The organism is Variovorax sp. YR752 (assembly GCF_943372545.1).
Genome location: NZ_CALRZC010000016.1, coordinates 1 through 20,024, shown reverse-complemented (window position 1 = coordinate 20,024; position 20,024 = coordinate 1). Strand labels below are relative to the sequence as shown.

Annotated in this window: 17 protein-coding genes; 5 read left to right on the top strand and 12 right to left on the bottom strand. The window is 69.8% G+C overall.

Going from position 1 to position 20,024, the window contains the following annotated elements:
- Position 1: 1 nt before the first annotated feature.
- Entirely contained in the window at positions 2-3,010 is a 3,009-nt protein-coding gene (locus tag AAG801_RS05900; protein WP_341887581.1) for an Rne/Rng family ribonuclease, read from the bottom strand.
- Between the two features lie 688 nt (positions 3,011-3,698).
- Here AAG801_RS05900 and AAG801_RS05895 point away from each other — a divergent pair.
- From AAG801_RS05895 to AAG801_RS05880, 4 genes are read left to right on the top strand one after another with little or no spacing between them, the layout of a single operon-like run.
- On the top strand, positions 3,699-4,625 hold the full coding sequence (locus tag AAG801_RS05895) for an RluA family pseudouridine synthase (protein WP_341887580.1): 927 nt from the start codon (positions 3,699-3,701) through the stop codon (positions 4,623-4,625).
- The gene (locus AAG801_RS05890) at positions 4,622-5,284 is read left to right on the top strand and encodes an HAD-IA family hydrolase (protein ID WP_341887579.1); all 663 of its coding nucleotides are present in this window, start codon (positions 4,622-4,624) and stop codon (positions 5,282-5,284) included. The genes AAG801_RS05895 and AAG801_RS05890 overlap by 4 nt, the downstream gene beginning before the upstream one ends.
- Entirely contained in the window at positions 5,277-5,666 is a 390-nt protein-coding gene (locus AAG801_RS05885) for a Rieske (2Fe-2S) protein (protein ID WP_341887578.1), read from the top strand. The genes AAG801_RS05890 and AAG801_RS05885 overlap by 8 nt, the downstream gene beginning before the upstream one ends.
- Before the next feature lie 28 nt (positions 5,667-5,694).
- On the top strand, positions 5,695-6,720 hold the full coding sequence (locus AAG801_RS05880) for a S49 family peptidase (RefSeq protein WP_341887577.1): 1,026 nt from the start codon (positions 5,695-5,697) through the stop codon (positions 6,718-6,720).
- Between the two features lie 3 nt (positions 6,721-6,723).
- Here the strand turns inward: AAG801_RS05880 and AAG801_RS05875 are convergent, their stop codons facing one another.
- From AAG801_RS05875 to ureA, 11 genes are all read right to left on the bottom strand, one after another.
- Positions 6,724-7,212 (bottom strand): cupin domain-containing protein, encoded by a 489-nt coding sequence (locus AAG801_RS05875; protein ID WP_341887576.1) that lies wholly within the window; start codon positions 7,210-7,212, stop codon positions 6,724-6,726.
- On the bottom strand, positions 7,209-9,413 hold the full coding sequence (locus AAG801_RS05870) for a prolyl oligopeptidase family serine peptidase (protein ID WP_341887575.1): 2,205 nt from the start codon (positions 9,411-9,413) through the stop codon (positions 7,209-7,211). The genes AAG801_RS05875 and AAG801_RS05870 overlap by 4 nt, the downstream gene beginning before the upstream one ends.
- Positions 9,410-10,066 (bottom strand): urease accessory protein UreG, encoded by a 657-nt coding sequence (ureG, locus tag AAG801_RS05865; protein WP_341887574.1) that lies wholly within the window; start codon positions 10,064-10,066, stop codon positions 9,410-9,412. Before ureG ends, AAG801_RS05870 begins: the two co-directional genes overlap by 4 nt.
- Before the next feature lie 32 nt (positions 10,067-10,098).
- Positions 10,099-10,947, bottom strand: coding sequence for an intradiol ring-cleavage dioxygenase (locus AAG801_RS05860; RefSeq protein WP_341887573.1), 849 nt, complete (start codon positions 10,945-10,947; stop codon positions 10,099-10,101).
- 96 nt (positions 10,948-11,043) lie between these two features.
- Entirely contained in the window at positions 11,044-11,760 is a 717-nt protein-coding gene (locus AAG801_RS05855; RefSeq protein ID WP_341887625.1) for an urease accessory protein UreF, read from the bottom strand.
- Complete coding sequence (gene ureE / locus AAG801_RS05850; RefSeq protein WP_341887572.1) at positions 11,729-12,349, bottom strand: urease accessory protein UreE; 621 nt, start codon at positions 12,347-12,349, stop codon at positions 11,729-11,731. The genes AAG801_RS05855 and ureE overlap by 32 nt, the downstream gene beginning before the upstream one ends.
- Before the next feature lie 17 nt (positions 12,350-12,366).
- Positions 12,367-13,473 (bottom strand): hypothetical protein, encoded by a 1,107-nt coding sequence (locus tag AAG801_RS05845; protein WP_341887571.1) that lies wholly within the window; start codon positions 13,471-13,473, stop codon positions 12,367-12,369.
- A 94-nt stretch (positions 13,474-13,567) separates the two neighbouring features.
- The gene (gene ureC, locus AAG801_RS05840; protein WP_341887570.1) at positions 13,568-15,295 is read right to left on the bottom strand and encodes an urease subunit alpha; all 1,728 of its coding nucleotides are present in this window, start codon (positions 15,293-15,295) and stop codon (positions 13,568-13,570) included.
- A 1-nt stretch (position 15,296) separates the two neighbouring features.
- Entirely contained in the window at positions 15,297-15,608 is a 312-nt protein-coding gene (locus AAG801_RS05835) for an urease subunit beta (RefSeq protein WP_341887569.1), read from the bottom strand.
- Positions 15,608-15,778, bottom strand: coding sequence for a hypothetical protein (locus AAG801_RS05830; RefSeq protein WP_341887568.1), 171 nt, complete (start codon positions 15,776-15,778; stop codon positions 15,608-15,610). The genes AAG801_RS05835 and AAG801_RS05830 overlap by 1 nt, the downstream gene beginning before the upstream one ends.
- 37 nt (positions 15,779-15,815) lie before the next feature.
- Positions 15,816-16,118 carry an urease subunit gamma gene (ureA, locus tag AAG801_RS05825; protein WP_341887567.1) on the bottom strand — a complete coding sequence of 101 codons (303 nt, stop codon included), beginning with the start codon at positions 16,116-16,118 and terminating at the stop codon, positions 15,816-15,818.
- A gap of 79 nt (positions 16,119-16,197) precedes the next feature.
- Between ureA and AAG801_RS05820 the strand changes: the two genes are divergently transcribed.
- On the top strand, positions 16,198-19,710 hold the full coding sequence (locus AAG801_RS05820; RefSeq protein WP_341887566.1) for an ATP-binding protein: 3,513 nt from the start codon (positions 16,198-16,200) through the stop codon (positions 19,708-19,710).
- Positions 19,711-20,024: the final 314 nt, after the last annotated feature.

Here is a 20,024-nt window from a genome sequence, read left to right as displayed (position 1 = left end):
CTTACTGCGGCGCGCGCTGCTCCGCGGCAGCAGTGTCGAACGGCAGCGTGATCTGCGACAGATCCTTGCGCGTCTCCACCAGCACCAGCGGGCCTTCGTCGATGCGCTCGAGCGGCTTGCGCTCGCGCGGCACATGCACCGGCTTCGGCTCGCGGGCCATCGCCTCCTGCACGGCGCGGATCTTCTCCGCGTCGGAGTTCACCCACTGCAGACCGGCCTGCTCGGCCACCGCGGCCAGCTGATCGGCAGGCAGCACGAAAGCCTCGACCTTCGCGGCAACCGGGGCTGCGGCGACGACCGGCGTGGCGACCACAGCCGGGGCTGGGGCGACCACGGCGACCGGCTCGACGACCGGCGCTGCTTCAGGCACCACGGCGGGTGCCAGCGGTGCTGACTCGGCCTGCGCCGCCGCTTCGAACGCGGCGGCCGGCTCGGCATCGGCCTGCGCCGGTGCTTCACCCGTCACGCCGGAAGCATCCACCGGGGCGCCTTCTTCACGGCGCTCGCGGCGCTGGCGATCACGCCCGCGGCCGCGTCGGCGGCTGCTGTCGCGCTCCTCGCCTTCGGCGCCGGCCGGCGCGGCCTCGATACCGTCGGCGGCCGCAACCGGTTCGACCGGCGCTTCGCCTTCGGCAGCGACCGGCACGTCGCCGTTCACGACCTCGTTGCCCACCTCGCCGGCTCGCGACTCGTCGCGATCGCGGCCACCGCGGCCACGGCGGCGGCGGCGGCTGCGTTCGCCCTGGGTTTCGCCGCCATCGCTCGCGCCGTCGGCGACCGGAATGGTGTCGACGAAGGCCTGGGCCGGCACGGCTTCGGCGCTCGCTGTCTCGGGCGCCGGACGGCGCTCCTGACGTTCCGGGCGCTCGCCACGCTCGCCACGCTCGCCGCGGTCGCCACGCTCGGCGCGATCACCGCGTTCGGCACGTTCGCCGCGTTCGCCACGGCCACCACGACGGCCTTCGCCGCGGGCCTCCTGCGGCGCGCCTTCGGCACGCGGTTGCTGTTGAGCCTCTTCGCCCTCGGGGCGCTCGGCGCGTTCATTGCGGCGGCCACGGCCGCCGTCTCGACCTTCGCGGCCTTCACGACCACCACGACCATCGGCGCGGGCCTCGCCACGCTCCCCACGCTCACCGCGCTCACCGCGCTCACCCCGGCGGCCGTCACGACCGCCACGGCCTCCGCGTTCGCCACGGCCTTCCTTGCGCGGCTCGGCAGCCGGTGCGGGAGCCGCTGCGGCAGGTGCCGCTGCGGGCGCCACCGTGTCGCCGCCACCGAACAGGCGCTTGACCCAGCCGAAGAAGCCGCTGCCCGCTGCCGTCGCGGCAGGCGCTGCGGCCGGTGCGGGCGCCGGTGCAGCGACCGGTGTGGCTGCAACGGGTTCGGGCTTCGGCTCCGGCTGCGGTGCCGGCGCGTCGGGCAGGATGCCCTTGATCACCGGCTCCTGCTTGGCCTTGACCTTCTCGCGGCGCGTGATGCCGACTTCGTCCTCGACGTCGTCGATCATCGTGTAGCTCGCCTGCAGGTTCTCCAGGCGCGGATCGTCGTGGCGCAGGCGCTCGAGCCGGTAGTTCGGCGTGTCGAGGTTCTTGTTCGGCACCAGCAGCACGGTGACGCGCTGCTTCAGCTCGATCTTGGTGATCTCGGTGCGCTTCTCGTTGAGCAGGAAGCTGGTCACTTCTACCGGCACCTGCACGTGCACGGCGGCGGTGTTCTCCTTCATCGACTCCTCCTGCACCATGCGCAGGATCTGCAGCGCCGAGCTCTCGGTGTCGCGGATGTGGCCGGTGCCGTTGCAGCGCGGGCAGGTGATGTGGCTGCCTTCGCTGAGCGCCGGGCGCAGGCGCTGGCGGGAGAGTTCGAGCAGGCCGAACTTGCTGATCGAGCTGAACTGCACACGCGCGCGGTCCTGGCGCAGCGCATCGCGCAGCCGGGTTTCCACTTCGCGGCGGTTCTTGCTCTCCTCCATGTCGATGAAGTCGACGACGATCAGGCCGCCGAGGTCGCGCAGGCGCATCTGGCGGGCGATCTCGTCGGCCGCCTCGAGGTTGGTGCGCGTCGCGGTTTCCTCGATGTCGCTGCCGCGCGTGCTGCGCGCCGAGTTCACGTCCACCGAGACCAGCGCCTCGGTGTGGTCGATCACGATCGCGCCGCCCGAGGGCAGGTTGACCGTGCGGCTGAAGGCCGTCTCGATCTGGTGCTCGATCTGGAAGCGGCTGAACAGCGGCGCGTCGTCACGGTAGCGCTTGACCTTGTGCGCCGTCTCCGGCATCACGTGGTTCATGAACTGCTGCGCCTGATCGAAGATGTCGTCGGTGTCGATCAGGATCTCGCCGATGTCGGCGGTGAAGTAGTCGCGGATCGCGCGGATCACCAGGCTCGACTCCTGGTAGATCAGGAACGCGCCCTTGCCGCCCTTGGACGCGCCGTCGATCGCGTCCCACAGCTTGAGCATGTAGTTCAGGTCCCACTGCAGCTCGGCGGCGGAGCGGCCGATGCCGGCGGTGCGGGCGATCAGGCTCATGCCCTTCGGGTAATCGAGCGACTCGAGGTTCTCCTTCAGCTCTTCGCGGTCCTCGCCCTCGATGCGCCGGCTGACGCCGCCGCCGCGCGGGTTGTTGGGCATCAGCACCAGGTAGCGGCCGGCCAGCGAGACGAAGGTGGTCAGTGCCGCGCCCTTGTTGCCGCGCTCTTCCTTCTCGACCTGGACCAGCAGTTCCTGGCCGTTGGAGATGACGTCCTGGATCTTCGCGTCGCGGACGCTGGCACCGGCCTTGAAGTACTCCTTGGCGATTTCCTTGAAGGGCAGGAAGCCGTGGCGGTCTTCGCCGTAGTCGACGAAGCAGGCTTCGAGCGAGGGCTCGACGCGCGTCACGACGGCCTTGTAGATGTTGCCCTTGCGCTGCTCGCGCCCTTCGATCTCGGTCTCGAAGTCGAGCAGCTTCTGCCCGTCGACGATCGCCAGGCGACGCTCTTCCTGCTGCGTCGCATTGATCAGCATGCGTTTCATGTGCACTCCTCCTGCGCCGCCTTGTGCTGCGGCGCGCTGTCGTCAGTCACCGCCCGCAGATGCAGGTGGCGACGCTTCGATGCACGAGAAACGGATGGGAACCGGAAGGAATCGCCCTGGACTGCCCGTTGCGACGCCGATCAGCAGATCGGCGGCCGCAGGGGCAGCGTTGGCGCGTGCGTGGCAGTGGGGGAGGCGGCAATCAGCGCGCGGCCAGGCCTCGTGGGCCGGTTTCGCGCTGCGTGGAGGTTCGGCATCCTGAACCACCGGGAGCCCCTGGGCGACAGCGCGGCGCAGGAACGGATCCTGGCAGGCGCCTGCTCGCGGCACGGGAGGTGGGGGAAAGTGAACAACATCCGCTGGGTCACTGGACGCGGGCGGAAGACGCTGGCAGTCGCGGGGCACTTGCCCTCGGCGTCCGGCTGTCTCCTGCCCGGAATACCTTGTTGGGTGGTTCGTTCTTCGTTTGCTCTTCCACAGCAGGCCCCGGACCGCGACGTCACTTGGGGACGCCACCCGACCGGGCCACGCTGCGTTGCATCACCGGATGGACCGCTCTCCTGAGCGGGCCGCCACCTGAGGCCTGAAGGCTAAACTCCGAAGAATCAAGCACTTAGAGCATCATGTGGACGCGCCGATTATAGGGGCCAAAGCGAAGCCCGCTGCGGCCGGGAACAACACGCCGAGCGTGCTGCGCCTCACGGTCGACGAGGGGGCGCAGGGCCAGCGGCTGGACAACTTCCTGATCCGCCTGCTCAAGGGCGTGCCCAAGACGCATGTCTACCGGGTCATCCGCTCCGGCGAAGTGCGCGTCAACAAGGGCCGCGCCTCGGCCGATACCCGCCTGGAGATCGGTGACGTGGTGCGTGTGCCGCCGGTGCGCGTGGCCGACCGCAGCGCCGAGGCGCCCGCGCCGGCGCGCGAGTTCCCGATCGTCTACGAGGACGAGCACCTGATCGCCGTCGACAAGCCGGCTGGCGTGGCAGTGCACGGCGGCAGCGGCGTCAGCTTCGGTGTCATCGAGCAGTTGCGCCAGGCGCGGCCGACCGCGAAGTTCCTCGAGCTCGTGCACCGGCTCGACAAGGAGACCTCGGGGCTGCTGCTGATCGCCAAGAAGCGCTCGGCGCTGACTGCGCTGCAGGACCAGTTGCGCGAGCGCGAGACCGGGAAAACCTACGCCGCGCTGGTCATCGGTGCCTGGCCGGCGAGCAAGAAGGTCATCGACGTGCCGCTGCACAAGTTCCTCACCGGCGAGGGCGAGCGTCGCGTGCGCGCCGTCGAGCCCGGCCACGAGGAGGCCAAGCGCTCGATCACGCTGGTCAAGGTGGCTCAGCGCTTCGCCGACTTCACGCTGCTGGACGTGACGATCAAGACCGGCCGCACCCACCAGATCCGTGTGCACCTGACGCACGAGGGCCACCCGATCGTCGGCGACGCCAAGTACGGTGACTTCGCGCTGAACAAGTCGCTGGCGCGCGGCGCGGCGCATTTCGAGCGCATGTTCCTGCACGCCCGCCGGCTGCGCTTCCAGCACCCCGCCAGCGGCGAGGTGATCGAGCTCGAAGCGCCGCTGCCGGCAGAATGCCGGGCCTTCCTCCAGACCTTGACCGCATGACCCGACCGCGCCAGTTCGACCTGATCGTCTTCGATTGGGACGGCACCCTGTTCGATTCGACCGCGCTGATCGCGCGCTGCATCCAGGCCGCCTGCGGCGACGTCGGCGTGGCCGTGCCGAATGATCGCGATGCCAGCTACGTGATCGGCATGGGCCTGGTCGAGGCGCTGACCCACGCGGCGCCCGACCTGCCGCGCGAGCGCTACAAGGAGCTCGCCGACCGCTACCGTCACCACTACTTCGCGAAGCAGCATGAGATCGTGATGTTCGACGGCACGCTGCCGATGCTGCAGGCGCTGAAGTCGCGCCACCACTGGCTGGGTGTGGCCACCGGCAAGTCGCGCCGCGGACTGGACGAAGCGCTGCGCACGGTCGAGCTGCAAGGCATGTTCGACGCCACGCGCACCGCCGACGAGACCAGCTCCAAGCCCCACCCGCAGATGCTGCTCGAGCTGATGGCCGAGTTCGGCGTCGCACCGGAGCGCACCCTGATGATCGGCGATACCACGCACGACCTGCAGCTCGCTGCCAATGCCGGCACGGCGTCGATCGGCGTCAGCTACGGCGCCCATGCGCACGAGGCCTTCGAGGACTTCGACACCCGCTTCGTCGCGCATTCCACCGCCGAACTGCACGACTGGCTGATGCGCCATGCCTGAGGTGGGTGAACGCGGCCCGGCCCAGCCCCTGTGCGCCTCTGCCGAACTCGCCGAGCGCGGCGACGCGGTGGTGTTCGACGTGCTGCAGTACAGCCAGCCGGCCCGCGCCTTCGCGCTGCGCATCGACGGGCGCGTGGTCGCCTACCTGAACCGCTGTGCCCACGTGCCGGCGGAGATGGACTGGATGCCCGGCCAGTTCCTCGACAGCGACCGCCAGTTCATCCTCTGCTCGATCCACGGCGCGGCCTACGAACCGGCCAGCGGCCGCTGCGTCGGCGGGCCGTGCGGCCGCGGCCGGCTGGCCACGATCGAGGTCGAGGAGCGTGACGGGCAGGTGTATTGGTATCCTTCCCGCGACACCCAACCCGCCTTCGCCGACTGAGACGTCGTGCGGGGCCGAAAGACGCCCGATGAGCACACCCGACGAACCCCGCCTGGAACCCGCGTTCGGCCGCGCTGCCGCACCTCCACCCGCGCCCGCCGCGGCGGCCACACCGGCTGCCGCGAAGGCCGCTGGCTGGGAGACCGGCCTCGAGCAACTCGCGCGCGACATGCTGCGCGAGCGCCGCAGCGACCGGCGCTGGCGCATCTTCTTCCGCCTGGTCTGGGTCGTGCTGATCCTGACCGTGCTGACGCTGCTGTTCTCGTCGCGGGTCGGCCCCTCCGCGCCGAGCACCCCGCACACCGCGCTGGTCGAGGTGCGCGGCGAGATCGCGGCAGACAGCGAGGCGAGCGCCGAGAACCTGGTCGCCGCGCTGAAGTCGGCCTTCGAGGACGTCGGCGCGCAGGCCGTGGTGCTGCGCATCAACTCCCCCGGCGGCAGCCCGGTGCAGGCGGGCATCGTCAACGACGAGATCCGCCGCCTCAAGGCGCTGCACAAGAAGCCGGTCTATGCGGTGGTCGAGGAGATGTGCGCCTCGGGCGCGTACTACATCGCCGTGGCGGCCGACGAGATCTACGTCGACAAGGCGAGCCTCGTCGGCAGCATCGGCGTGCTGATGGACGGCTTCGGCTTCACCGGCACGATGGAGAAGCTCGGCGTCGAGCGCCGCCTGCTCACCGCCGGCGAGAACAAGGGCATGCTCGATCCGTTCTCGCCGCAGAACGAGCAGCACCGCGCCTTCGCCAAGTCGATGATCGACCAGATCCACCAGCAGTTCATCGCGGTGGTCAAGCAGGGCCGCGGCAAGCGCCTGAAGGAGACGCCGGAGACCTTCTCCGGCCTGTTCTGGAACGGCGAGGAGGCGATCAAGCTCGGTCTGGCCGACAAGACCGGCAACCTCGACTTCGTCGCCCGCGAGGTGGTCAAGGCCGAGGAGATCATCGACTACACGCCGCACGAGAACGTCGCCGAGCGGCTGGCCAAGCGCTTCGGTGCCGGCGCCGGTGCCGGCGCGGTGAAGGCGATGCGCGAGATGGGGCTTCAGCTGCGCTGAGCGCTAGGGCTCGCCGGCCCAGTAGTCCAGTGAATCGGCCGGCCGCTGGATGATGCGCAGTCCGCGAACGTAGCCGGCTACCTTGCCCGAGTCCGGGTACTCGCACAGCTCCGGCCGCTCCTGCGTGCTGATGCTGAGGTAGCGCATCGGCGCGTCGGAGGTGTTGATGAACTGGTGCGGGTAGTCCGGCCCCGGCGGGATGAAGACCACGTCGCCGGCGCGCACCGGCACCATCTCGCCGGCCACGCGAAGGGTGCCGTGGCCCTCGAGGATCACGAACATCTCTTCCTGCGCGTGGTGCAGGTGGTAGGGGCAGCTTCGTTTGCCCGGCGCGAGAACGTCGTAGCCGGCGCCGAGCTTGCTCGCCGCGGTGCCGTCGGAGACGCCGCCGCACAGCGTGTCGTACAGCGGCTCGCGCTGCTGGCGCTCCAGCGCCACCTCGTCGAGGTTGCGCACCAGGGTGCGGCGGAGTTGATCGGCGCGTTCGCTCATGGCGCCTTGGGCTGATAGCCATCGACGCCCATCTGCCAGAGGAAGAAGGCGTAGACGTCGGCCCGTTCCTGCATCTGCTGCGTGCGCGTGTTGCCGATGCCGTGGCCGGCGTCGTAGTCCAGGCGCAGCAGGATGGGCTTGCCGCTGGTCGAGGCGGCGGCCAGCCGTGCCGCCGTCTTCGTGCTGTGCCAGACCTCGACACGCGGGTCGTTGACGCCATGCGTGAGCATCACCGCCGGGTACTTCGTGCCGTCGACGATCTGGTGGTAGGTGCTCATCGCCAGCAGCGCGCGAAAGCCCGCTTCGCTGGTGCGGGTGCCGAACTCGGGGATGTTGGGCACGCCGTTGGGCGTGACCTCGGCGCGCACCATGTCCAGCGCGCCGACCGCCGGCACGACCGCGGCGAACAGGTCGGGCCGTTCGGTCATCGCCCGGCCAACCAGGATGCCGCCGGCGCTGCCGCCGAGGATGCCCAGCCGCTGCGGCGTGCTCCACTTCTGCGCGATCAGCCACTCGGCGCAGGCGATGAAGTCCTTCCAGGTGTTGGGCTTGGTCGCCTGCCAGCCGGCCTTGTACCAGTCCTGCCCGTAGACCGAGCTGCCGCGCGGGTTGGCCACCGCGAGCACGCCGCCGGCGTCCAGCCAGGCCAGACGCCCGGGGTTGAACATGGGCGCCTCGGTGATGCCGTAGCTGGCGTAGCCGTAGAGGATGGTCGGGTTGCGGCCGTCGAGCACGGCGCCCTTGCGGTGGATGATCGACAGCGGCACCAGCGCGCCGTCGTGGCTCTTCACCTTGACCTCGGTGCTGACGATGTCCTCCGGCGCGTCGTAGGGCCCCTGCGGCTGCAGGCCAGAGTTGCGCACCGTGCCGTCGGCCTCGACGATCCAGACTTGCCGCGCCCGGTTCCAGCTCTGCAGCTCGAGCACCAGGCCGGGTAGGCGCGGGTCGGCGGCGCTGGCCAGGCTCTCGTTGTCGTTGAGGCGGAACGAGCCCGCCACCGGCAGCGTGATCTCCTGCAGCGGCGTGGTGCCGGCATGGGCGCGCTTGAACAGTCGCTTGATGTTGCCGTCACGACGTTCGACGTACAGCGCATCGGCCGCGGAGGCGATGCCCGTCACCACCTGCTCGCCCTGCGGCACGACCCGTTCGGCGCGAGCGATGTCCGGCGACTTCAGCGGCAGGCGCAGCACCTGCGAACGCGGCGCGCCCTTGTGCGACACGAGGTACAGCGCATCGGCGAAGTAGGCCGCGCTGCTGACCTCGTCTGCCGCGCCGACCAGCTTCGTCCAGCGCGGCGGCTTGCCGGCCTGCACCGGCGCGGCCGGCGTGGCGTAGAGCGTGATCTCGCGCTGCGTGCCGTTGAAGACGTAGCCGATGATCCAGCGGCCGTCGGGGGTGAAGGCGGCGATCGGGATCTCCGCCGGCGTGAGGTCCACGCCGGGCACGCCGAGGCCGAACACGGGCCGGGCCTTGTCGGCGTCGGCGCCCAGGCGCATCAGGAACACCTGGCCGCGCTGGTACTTCTCGGTCGCCGGCATGCCGGGCTTGAGTTCCTGCAGCCGCGCGAACAGCAGCTGGCGGCCGTCCGCCGAGAACGACGGGCTGCCGAAGTCGGCGCGGCTGATCGGGCGGCCCACTGCGCGGCCGCTCTTCGTGTCCATCACGTGCAGCAGCGCGGCTTCCGAGCCCTGCGCCGACAGGCCGTAGGCCACGTGCGTGCCGCCGGGCGCGACGCTGTAGTAGTTGATCGCGTGCGGCTTGCCGGTTTTCTTCTCGATCGCCTCGGGATCGACCAGCACGCGGTCACGGCCGGCCAGGCCGTCGCGCATCAGCAGCTTGAACTGGTTCTCGGTGGCGCCGCGGCGCTCGAAGAACCAGCGGTCACCTCGCTCGCGCACCACGCTGACCACACGCGCCGACACCGAGCCGTCGACCTTCTCCATCGACGCCAGCAGTTGCTGCCGGCCGGGGATCGCGGCCAGCGCTGCGCGGCTGCGCTCGTTGCTGGTCTTCATCCAGGCCGTCGCCTCGGGTGACGTCACGTCCTCGAGCCAGCGGTAGGGGTCGTGCACCGTGGTACCGAAGAAGGTCTCGGGCACGTCCTTGGCGGGCGGCGCCACGGTGGGCGAGGCCGGCTGCGCGAGCGCGCTGCACAGTGCCGCGGCCAGCGGCAGGGCGGCGACGAGGTGGCGTAGTGTCATGACTTGAGCATTCCCCGTGTCTCGATGAAGTCGATCACCTGCTGCAGGCCGGCCTTCGTCTTCAGGTTGGTCATCACGAAAGGCCGCGCGCCCTGGTGGTCGGGCCGCATGCGCTTCGTGTCGGCTTCCATCACTGCGAGGTCGGCACCGACGTAGGGCGCGAGGTCGGTCTTGTTGATGACGAACAGGTCGCTCTTGGTGATGCCGGGGCCGCCCTTGCGCGGGATCTTCTCGCCGGCGGCAACGTCGATCACGTAGATCGTCAGGTCGGAGAGTTCGGGGCTGAAGGTGGCGGCGAGGTTGTCGCCGCCCGACTCGATGAAGACGATGTCGGCGTTCGGGAACTTCTCCAGCATGCGGTCGACCGCCTCGAGGTTGATCGAGGCGTCTTCGCGGATCGCGGTGTGCGGGCAGCCGCCGGTCTCGACGCCGACGATGCGCTCGGGCTCCAGCGCCCCGGCGACGGTCAGCAGCCGCTGGTCTTCCTTGGTGTAGATGTCGTTGGTGACGACGACCAGATCCCACTTCTCGCGCATCGCCTTGCACAGCATCTCGACCAGGGTGGTCTTGCCCGAGCCGACCGGCCCGCCGACGCCGACGCGCAGGGGAGGAAGCTTCCTGGTGCGGCCGGGGATGTGGTGCAGTGTGCTCATGGCGCCGATTATGTCGGCGCCATGGCGCTGCGTCAGGCCGAGATGCCCACCGTCAGACTGGCCTCGAAGCCGCTCGTCACGTCGCCGCTTACCGTCGCGAGCTGCGTCGCTGCGCCGTCGTCGCTGAACACGTTGTCGCTGGCCAGCGAGACCGCCGCGAAGCTGGACACGCTGGCCGAGTAGCCGCTGGCCGTGCCGTAGACCTCGCTGCAGGCCGCGGCCGGCAGCGCGAGCTGCGAGGTCTTGACGTCGTTGTTGCCGCTGGTCGCGCTGGCCAGGCTGGGGTAGATCTCGAAGTGCATATGCGGCCAGCGCCCGCTGTAGCAGCCGGGGAAGATGGTCGTGAAGCGGACCTCGCCGTCCGCATCGGTCACCTGCACGCCGCGCAGGAAGTTCTGCTCCGTCACGCCGTTCGAGTACAGCGAATAGCCGCCCTCGCGCGTGCAGTGCCACAAGTAGATGGCATAGCCTTCCAGGCCAGCGCAGGACGCGCCGGCGTTCACCAGCTTCAGCGTCACCGTCAGCGGCACGCCCTCGGCCGTGCCGTTGGCCCCGGCGACGCTCGTGCGGATGTCGCTGCGAACGATGCCCGACAAGGTCAGTGCGTTGACGACGCCGCCGCTGTTGGTGTTCGTGCCATCGCCCGGGTAGGGGCCGGCCGTCTCGCCGGGGATCACCGTGCAGCTGCCGCTCGACGAACCGGAGCCAGACGATCCACCCGAACTGCCGGTGCCGCTCGTCGTGCTGCCGGCGTTGTCGCCACCGCCGCCGCAGCCCAGCAGCGCCACTGGCGCTGCGCCGGCTACCGCCAGCCAGCGCAACGCGCGGCGCCGCATCATGGTCTCGATGTCGATGGCCAGCCCTTGATCGTGGTCGTGCATCCGTCCCTCCGGTTGTCGAAGGTGGACAGCGTGATGGTGCTGCGTTTCCGGATCGCGGACGCCCCATGTCGGCGGCGACACAGTCGTGTCGGCGTGTCAGGAGCGGAACAGCCGCGAGTACTGCGTCTCGTGCTGCGACGACAGGATGGCCAGCATCGGCGCGAAGGCCTGGCGCTCGTGATCGGCCAGCGTCATGGCGTGGTCCACCGCCGGCGGAATCGCCTCGACCAGCGCGGCGAGGATGCGCTGGCCTGCGCTCTGGCCGAGCGGCACCGCCTTCAGTGCGGCCTGCACCATGTTCTCCGCCCAGCCGAAGGCGAAGCTGAGCAGCGCCTCGCGCAGCGGCGCGCCGGTCTGCACGGCAGCCAGCGCGAACGCCACCGGCCAGCTCGGCGCCGGCGGCAGTGCCGCCAGCTGCGCGAGCCGCGGGTCGACGCCGGCGCGGTTCTTCAGCCACTCGACCAGCGAACGGCCCATCTGCTCGGTCTGCCCGCGCAGCTCGCGCGACTCGCGGGTGCTGAGCACCCAGTCGTTGAGCACGCGGATGCGATCGGCGTCGCCGCGCTGCCAGGCGACGAAGGCCTGGGCGGCGGCCGCAAGGTCGCTGCGGCCGAGCGCGAGCTGCAGCTGGTCGCGCAGCCACTGTGCGGCCTGCGCCTCGCCGGTGACGCGGCCGGAGTCGACCGCCGTCTCCAGCGCCTCCGAGTAGCTGAAGCCACCCACCGGCAAGGCCGGCGAGGCCAGCCACATCAGCTGCAGCAGCGCCGCCGGCGCGACGGTCTCAGTGCTCGTGGGGATGGTGGTGCCCGCCATGGTCGTGCCCGCAGCCGGGGCCATGCACGTGACCGTGGCCATGGTCGTGCACCTTGATCTCGACCGGCGCGGGATGGGGCGCGTGGCCAGGGGCGTGCGAATGCCCGTGCGCATGACCATGGTCGTGGCTTGCGGACGCCGCATAGGCGCCCGACTCCGGTTCGAAGGCTTCGGTCACTTCACTGACGATCAGGTGCATCTGGCGCAGCAGCTCGGCCAGCACATGGTCGGGCTCGAGCTTCAGGTGGTCCGGCTTCAGCTCGAGCTGCACATGGCGGTTGCCCAGGTGGTAGGCGGCGCGCAGCAGGTCGAAGGGCGTGCCGTGCTCGCCGCAGTGGGTCACGCGCAGCACCGGCTGCGGCGCGGCCAGCACGCGCAGCAGCGAGCCGTCTTCGGCCACCAGCACGTCGCCGCCACGCACCACCGTGCCGCGCGGCAGGAACACACCGAGCGCGCGGCCCTGCGAATCGGTGGCGTCGAAGCGGCTCTTCTGGCGCACGTCCCAGTCGAGTTCGACGGTCGGTGCGCGCTTGAGCAGCACGCCGGCGAGGCCGCGTCCGCCGGGGATGAGCTTGTTGAGGGTCAGCATGGGTGGGATTGTGCCGCTCAGCGCCGCCGCTGCGCATAGCCCTGGCCATCGAGCCAGATCGCGCCGCGCGGGTCCTTCGGGTGGGTGACGATCAGCCGCACCTCCTCGCTGCCGTCGTCGTAGCGGATGGTCAGCATCACGCCCTCGATGCGGTAGCTGCCTTGCTGGCCGGCGGCCTGGCTGCGCGTGACCACCGAGCCGCCGCCGGCCTCCGTGCGCGCACCGGCACCGCCGCCGCGGGTCACGCGGCCGTCGGGCGTGAAGCGGTACTCGTTCCAGGCCGCTACCGTGGCCGTTCCTCCCACCGCGATGTTGCCGGTCCCGCCGAGGCGGCGGTACAGGCCGTCCAGGCGCATGCCGGCAGGGAGTTGCCTGAATGTCGACTGGAACGGCAGCTTCTCCCAGCCCTTCTCGCCGGCGATCTGCAGTTCGCCGCCCTGGCGCCGCCAGCGTGTCCAGTCCTTCGGGTGCGCCGCCTGGTGCGCGGCCGGGCCGCCGGCGAACATCAGGCCTTCCGCATCGGTCAGCAGTCGGCCATCGCGGAACAGCACCACCGGGTAGATCTCGGTGGTGATGAAGCCGCCGATGCCCATCGTGGGGCGGCTGTCGAAGCCGAAGGAGTCGATCTGGGCCAGCAGTGCGGCGTCGGGGCGCACCGGCGCTGCTGATGGCAGGGCCGCAGGCGGGCGTGGCGCTGGTGGCGTCCTGGCGGTCGCCGGCGTCGTGTCGACGGACGCCGGAGCCGAGAGCAGGTGCGGCGCCACCGTGGCGAACTGGGCGTCGCGCGTGCGGCTGGCCGTCACGGCGGCGGTGCAGGCATCGATGTCCTTGGCATCGATCTGCCGCACGATGGTGTCCACGCCGCGATCGAGCTGCTGCTTCTGCGCCGCGTCGCGCTCCAGCGCCGGGATGCGGGCGCGGATCTGCGCGACGCCGTGCTCGCGCTCCCAGGCCTTCACCGCCGTGGCATCGGCGGCCTTGAAGCCGCCGCGCTGCTGGCAGGTCGCGGCGTAGTGGTCGAAGGTGCGCACGATCAGCGCGGCCTTCAGCAAGGCCTCGTCCGCGGCCACGCCGGCCAGCGGCAGTGCTGCGGCCAGCCAGACCATCCAGGCACGGTGATGCATGCCAGCTCCCTGTCTTGCTGTTCTGGCGGCAGCATATCGGCGGCGTGTCGCGCGCACGCCTTCTGAACAAGGAGTTACCGCGCGGCCGCGAGGCTCAGAACAGGAAGTAGCGCTGCGCCATCGGCAGCACTTTCGCCGGCTCGCAGGTCAGCAGCTGGCCGTCGGCGCGCACCTCGTACGTCTGTGCGTCGACTTCCATCGTCGGCGTGTAGCCGTTGTGGACCATGTGCTGCTTGCGCACGCCGCGGCAGTTCTTCACCGCGGCCACACGCTTGTGCAGGCCGAGCTGCTCGGCGATGCCGCCGTCCAGCGCTGCCTGGCTCAGGAAGGTCAGCGAGCCCGCATGCAGCGCACCGCCGAAGGCGCCGAACATCGGCCGGTAGTGCACCGGCTGCGGCGTCGGGATCGAGGCGTTCGGGTCGCCCATTGCCGCCGCGGCGATGAAGCCGCCCTTGAGGATCAGCGCCGGCTTGACACCGAAGAAGGCCGGCTTCCACAGCACCAGGTCGGCCCACTTGCCGACTTCGATGCTGCCGATCTCGTGCGCCATGCCGTGCGCGAGCGCCGGGTTGATCGTGAGCTTGGCGATGTAGCGCTTGACACGCGTGTTGTCGTTCCTCGCCGAATCGCCGGGCAAGGCGCCGCGCTGGACCTTCATCTTGTGCGCCGTCTGCCAGGTGCGGATGACCACCTCGCCGACACGGCCCATCGCCTGGCTGTCGCTGCTCATCATGCTGATCGCGCCGAGGTCGTGCAGCACGTCTTCCGCGGCGATCGTCTCGCGGCGGATGCGGCTCTCGGCGAAGGCCAGGTCCTCGGCGATGCCGGCGTCGAGGTGATGGCAGACCATCAGCATGTCGACGTGTTCGTCGAGCGTGTTGACGGTGTAGGGCATGGTCGGGTTGGTGGAGGAGGGCAGGAAGTTCTCCTCGCCGACCACGCGCAGGATGTCCGGCGCGTGGCCGCCGCCGGCGCCTTCGGTGTGGAAGGCGCACAGCGTGCGGCCTTTCGTCGCCGCGATGGTGTTCTCGACGAAGCCCGATTCGTTCAGCGTGTCGCTATGGATGGCCACCTGCGTATCGGTCTCTTCGGCCACGCTCAGGCAGCAGTCGATCGCCGCCGGCGTGGTGCCCCAGTCCTCGTGCAGCTTCAGGCCGATCACGCCGGCCTCGACCTGCTGGCGCAGCGCCTCGGGCTGGCTGGCATTGCCCTTGCCGAGGAAGCCGAGGTTCATCGGGAAGGCATCGGCCGCCTGCAGCATGCGCGCGATGTTCGCCGGCCCCGGCGTGCAGGTGGTGGCGAAGGTGCCGGTGGCCGGGCCCGTGCCGCCTCCGAGCATGGTGGTGACGCCCGAGGCCAGCGCCTCCTCGATCTGCTGCGGGCAGATGAAATGGATGTGCGAGTCGATCGCTCCGGCGGTGACGATCATGCCCTCGCCGGCGATGATCTCGGTGCCCGGGCCGATGACGATGTCCACGCCGGGCTGCACGTCGGGGTTGCCAGCCTTGCCGATGGCGGCGATGCGCGTGCCGCGGATGCCGATGTCGGCCTTGACGATGCCCCAGTGGTCGATGATCAGCGCATTGGTGATGACGCAGTCGACCGCCTCCTGCGCGCCCGGGCCGTTGACGCGCTGGCTCTGGCCCATGCCGTCGCGGATCACCTTGCCGCCGCCGAACTTGACCTCTTCACCGTAGCCGCCGGCGCCAAGGGTGTAGTCCTTCTCCACCTCGACGATCAGCTCGGTGTCGGCCAGGCGGATGCGGTCTCCGACGGTGGGGCCGAACATCTCGGCGTAGGCGCGCTTGCCGATGGTGGCCATGTCAGAGTTTTCCTTGCACCAGACCGCGGAAGCCGTAGACCACACGGTCGCCGGCGAAGTCGACCAGTTCGACCGTGCGCTGCTGGCCCGGCTCGAAGCGCACCGCGGTGCCCGAGGCGATGTTCAGCCGCATGCCGCGGGCGGCATCGCGGTCGAACCTGAGCGCGCCGTTGGTCTCGGCGAAGTGGTAGTGCGAGCCGACCTGGATCGGACGGTCGGATCCGTTCTCGACCACCAGCGTGAGCGTGCGTCGGCCCGGGTTCAGCACCAGATCGCCGGCGTCGACCAGCAGTTCGCCAGGGGTGAGGGCCATTACTTGCGACCCCGCCACCACATCAGGCCGGCACCGGCCACACCGATGGCCAGCAGCAGGCCGAACATGTCGCTGGCGTGCCAGTGCGGGTTGGCCGGGCCGTGGCCTTCGTGGGCGGCGGCCCAGCCGCTGGCGAGCAGCGTGGCCAGCACGGCCAGGGTGCGGTTCATGGTCGTCGTCCTCGGTGTCTTGGGATTCATGGGGCGCTCATGCAATAGGTTGGTGCACAGTCACCAGTTTGGTGCCATCGGGGAACGAGGCTTCCACCTGGATGTCCGGGATCATCTCCGCCACGCCGTCCATCACGTCGGCGCGGGTGAGCACCGTCTTGCCCTCGCTCATCAGCGCGGCGACGCTCTTGCCGTCGCGTGCACCTTCCATGATCGCGGCGCTGATCAGCGCCACCGCCTCGGGGTAGTTGAGCTTCAGGCCCCGTGCCTTGCGCCGCTCGGCGAGCAGCGCGGCGGTGAAGATCAGCAGCTTGTCCTTCTCGCGGGGCGTGAGTTCCATGGCGTGGCGTTCAGCAGGAGACGTGCCAGATGCTACGCGGCCAGGCCGCCTTGGCACAGGCCTTGCCCCAAGAAGGCGCATGAGTGCGAACCCGGCCCTGTCCCAGGAGAATCCCCCCGTGGGGCCGGCGATCGCGACCCCATCCGGCACCAAGGCGGTGCAGCGGGTGGTCAAGGTCCGTCGCGACTACAACAGCTGGGTCGCCAAGGAGACCATGGAGGACTACGCGCTGCGCTTCACGCCGCGCGCCTTCCGCAAGTGGTCGTCGATGCGCGTGGCCAACACGGCTTTCGGCGCGGCCTCGTTCCTGGTGCTGGAGGCGGTCGGCGGCACGCTGCTGGTTGACTACGGCTTCATCAATGCCTTCTGGGCCATCCTCGCCACCGGGCTGATCATCTTCCTCGCCGGCTGGCCGATCAGCGTCTACGCCGCGCGCCATGGTGTCGACATGGACCTGCTGACGCGTGGCGCCGGCTTCGGCTACATCGGCTCGACGGTGACCTCGCTGATCTATGCGAGCTTCACCTTCATCTTCTTCGCGCTCGAGGCGGCCATCATGGCCTACGCGATCGAACTCGCCTTCGACATCCCGCCGGCCTGGGGATACCTGCTGTGTTCTCTCGTGGTGATCCCGCTGGTCACCCACGGCGTGACGACGATCAGCCGGCTGCAGGTGTGGACGCAGCCGCTGTGGCTGGCGATGCTGATCGTGCCTTTCATCTACGTGCTCCAGCAGCACCCGACGGTGCTGGCCGACATCTGGCACTTCGGCGGCATTGCCAACGAGGGTGGCGACGAGGTGATGCAGCCGGCCGGCTTCGACCTGATGAAGTTCGGCGCGGCGATGACGGTCGGCATCGCGCTGATCACGCAGATGGGCGAGCAGGCCGACTACCTGCGTTTCATGCCTGAACGGCAACGCAGCAACCGCTTCGCCTGGTGGGCCGGCGTCGTCATCGGCGGCCCCGGCTGGGTGATTCCCGGCGTGCTGAAGATGCTGGCTGGCTGCCTGCTCGCCTACCTCGCGATCGGCTACGCGGTGCCGGTGGCGCGCGCGGTCGACCCGACCCAGATGTACCTCGTCGCCTACGGGGCGATGACCTCGAACTACGGCCTGGCGGTGGCCGCCACTGCGGTGTTCGTGATCGTCTCTCAGCTGAAGATCAACGTCACCAACGCCTATGCCGGCTCGCTCGCCTGGTCGAACTTCTTCGCGCGGCTGACGCACAGCCACCCGGGGCGCGTGGTGTGGATGGTCTTCAACACGCTGATCGCGCTGATGCTGATGGAGCTGAACGTCTTCCAGGCGATCGGCAAGGTGCTCGGCCTGTACTCGAATATCGCGATCAGCTGGATGATGGCGGTGGTGGCCGACCTGGTGATCAACAAGCCGATGGGCTGGTCGCCCAGGGGCATCGAGTTCAAGCGGGCGCATCTGTACGACGTCAACCCGGTCGGCGTCGGCGCGATGGGCGCGGCCTCGCTGCTGTCGATCGTCGCCTACCTCGGCCTGCTCGGGCCGATGGCGCAGGCCTTCTCGGCGGTGATCGCGATGGTCGCTGCATTCGTCACCTCCCCGTTGATCGCCTGGTGGACCAAGGGCCGCTACTACATTGCCCGCCAGCCGGAGCCAGTCGCGCCCGAGCAGGGCAGCTACAAGCGCCTGACCCGCTGCACGATCTGCGAGCGCGACTACGAGCACGACGACATGGCGCACTGCCCGGCCTACGGCGGCGCGATCTGCTCGCTGTGCTGCTCGCTCGACGCGCGCTGCCATGACCTGTGCAAGCCCGAGGCGCGGCTGTCGGTGCAGTGGCGCGACGCGATGGGCCGCGTGCTGCCACGCGGCCTGTGGGAGAAGCTCGACACCGAACTCGGCCACTACCTGATGCTGATGGCGGTGTCGATGGCCGCGCTCGGCGCGCTGATGGCATCGGTCTACCGCCACGAGCGACGGCTGCTGGGCAGCCTGTCGCCCGACGCCGAAGCGGCGCTGCAAATGGGCTTCGTGAAGGTCTATGCCGCGCTGCTGGTGCTCAGCGCGGTGGTGGCCTGGTGGCTGGTTCTCAAGCACAAGAGCGCCAAGGTGGCGCAGGAAGAATCGAACCGGCAGACGTTGTTGCTGGTGCAGGAGATCGAGTCGCACCGCCGCACCGACGAGGCCTTGCAGTTCGCCAAGCAGGCCGCCGATGCCGCCAACCAGGCGAAGAGCCGCTACATCTCGGCCATCAGCCACGAACTGCGCACGCCGCTGAACAGCATCCTCGGCTACGCGCAGCTGCTCGACGACGACCCGGCCATCCCCGACGCGCGGCGCCAGGCGGTGCGTGTCATCAAGCGCGGTGGCGACCACCTGCTGTCGCTGATCGAAGGCACGCTGGACATGGCGCGCATCGAGGGCGGCAAGCTGACGCTGGAGCCGGCGCCGCTGCGCCTGCGCGAGAGCCTGCAGCAGATCGCGCGGCTGTTCGAGCTGCAGGCGCAGTCCAAGGGCATTGGCTTCGTCGCCGAGATCGACGCACAGGCGCCCGAGCTCGTTCGCGCCGACGAGAAGCGGCTGCGCCAGATCCTCATCAACCTGCTCGGCAACGCGGTGAAGTTCACCCGCGAAGGGCGCGTTGTCTTCCGCCTTCGCTACGCGCGCGAGATCGCCCACTTCGAGATCGAGGACACCGGCCCCGGCATGCCGCCGGACGAGGTGGCCAAGGTGTTCGAGCCCTTCGCGCGCGGCTCGGCGGCGGGGCAGGGCGGCAGTGGCGGCACCGGCCTGGGCCTGACCATCGCCAAGATGCTGGCCGAGCTGATGGGCGGCGAGATGACGGTGGAGAGCCACCCTGGACGCGGCTCCAGCTTCCGCGTGCGCCTGTTCCTGCCCGAACTGCATTCCGACGCGCTGCCGGCACCGCAGGCGGCGCAGCGCACCGGCTATGCGGGCCCACGCCGGCGCATCCTGGTGGTCGACAACGAGGAGGCCGACCGCGGCCTGCTCGTCAGCGTGCTCGCGCCGCTGGGCTTCGAACTGCGCACCGCGGCTTCCGGGGAAGAGTGCCTGGCGCTGCTGCGCGAAGGCCGCGCGGGCGGTGGCCGGGGCGGCTGGTATCCCGACGCGGTGTTCATGGACCTGGCGATGCCCGGCATCGACGGCTGGGAGACCATCCGCCGCATGCGACACGAGGCGCTCGGGCCGGCGGCGATCGCGATCGTCTCGGCCAACGCCTTCGACAAGGGACTGGAGAACGACGTCGGCATCGCGGCGCGCGACTTCATCACCAAGCCGGTGCGGGTCAACGAACTGCTGGACTGGCTGGGGCGGGCGCTGGCGCTGCAGTGGACGACGGCTGTGCAGAGCGCACCGGAGCCCGCGGCGGCACCTGCCTCCGACGGGCCGATCGTGCTGCCTGACGAACCGCACCTGCGCGCGCTGCAGGAGCTGGTCAACATCGGCTACGTGCGCGGCATCGTCAAGCGGCTCGACCAGATCGAGACCGAGTCGCCGGCCTGCGCGGCCTTCGTCGAGCGCATGCGGGGAATGGCGCGCGGGTTCCGCTTGGACGAGATGAATGGGGTGTTGAGTCGTGCGCTCGATGGTTGAACTCTCTCTGGCCTGGAGAGGCGCGGCAGGCGGGGTGCGCTGGGCGGCCCGACGGTGGCGGTCTCCGCTTCGCTCCGACTCCGCAGCGATGCTCGGACTGGGGGCGTGGCGCCCAACTCGCTTCGCTCACTGCGTTCGCTGCGCTTGTATGTTTCTGGCGCTGGGGTGGACAGACGTCGAGCTTCGCATCGGCCAGGCAAGGACCGACCGTTTGAGTACATCTGCCACCCCGCCCGCAGCGTCGATGAGGAACTGCGCGGCGTCCGGGCGTGTCGCTCGAACAGACCGCCGATCTGTACGCAAGCTGACGCCTT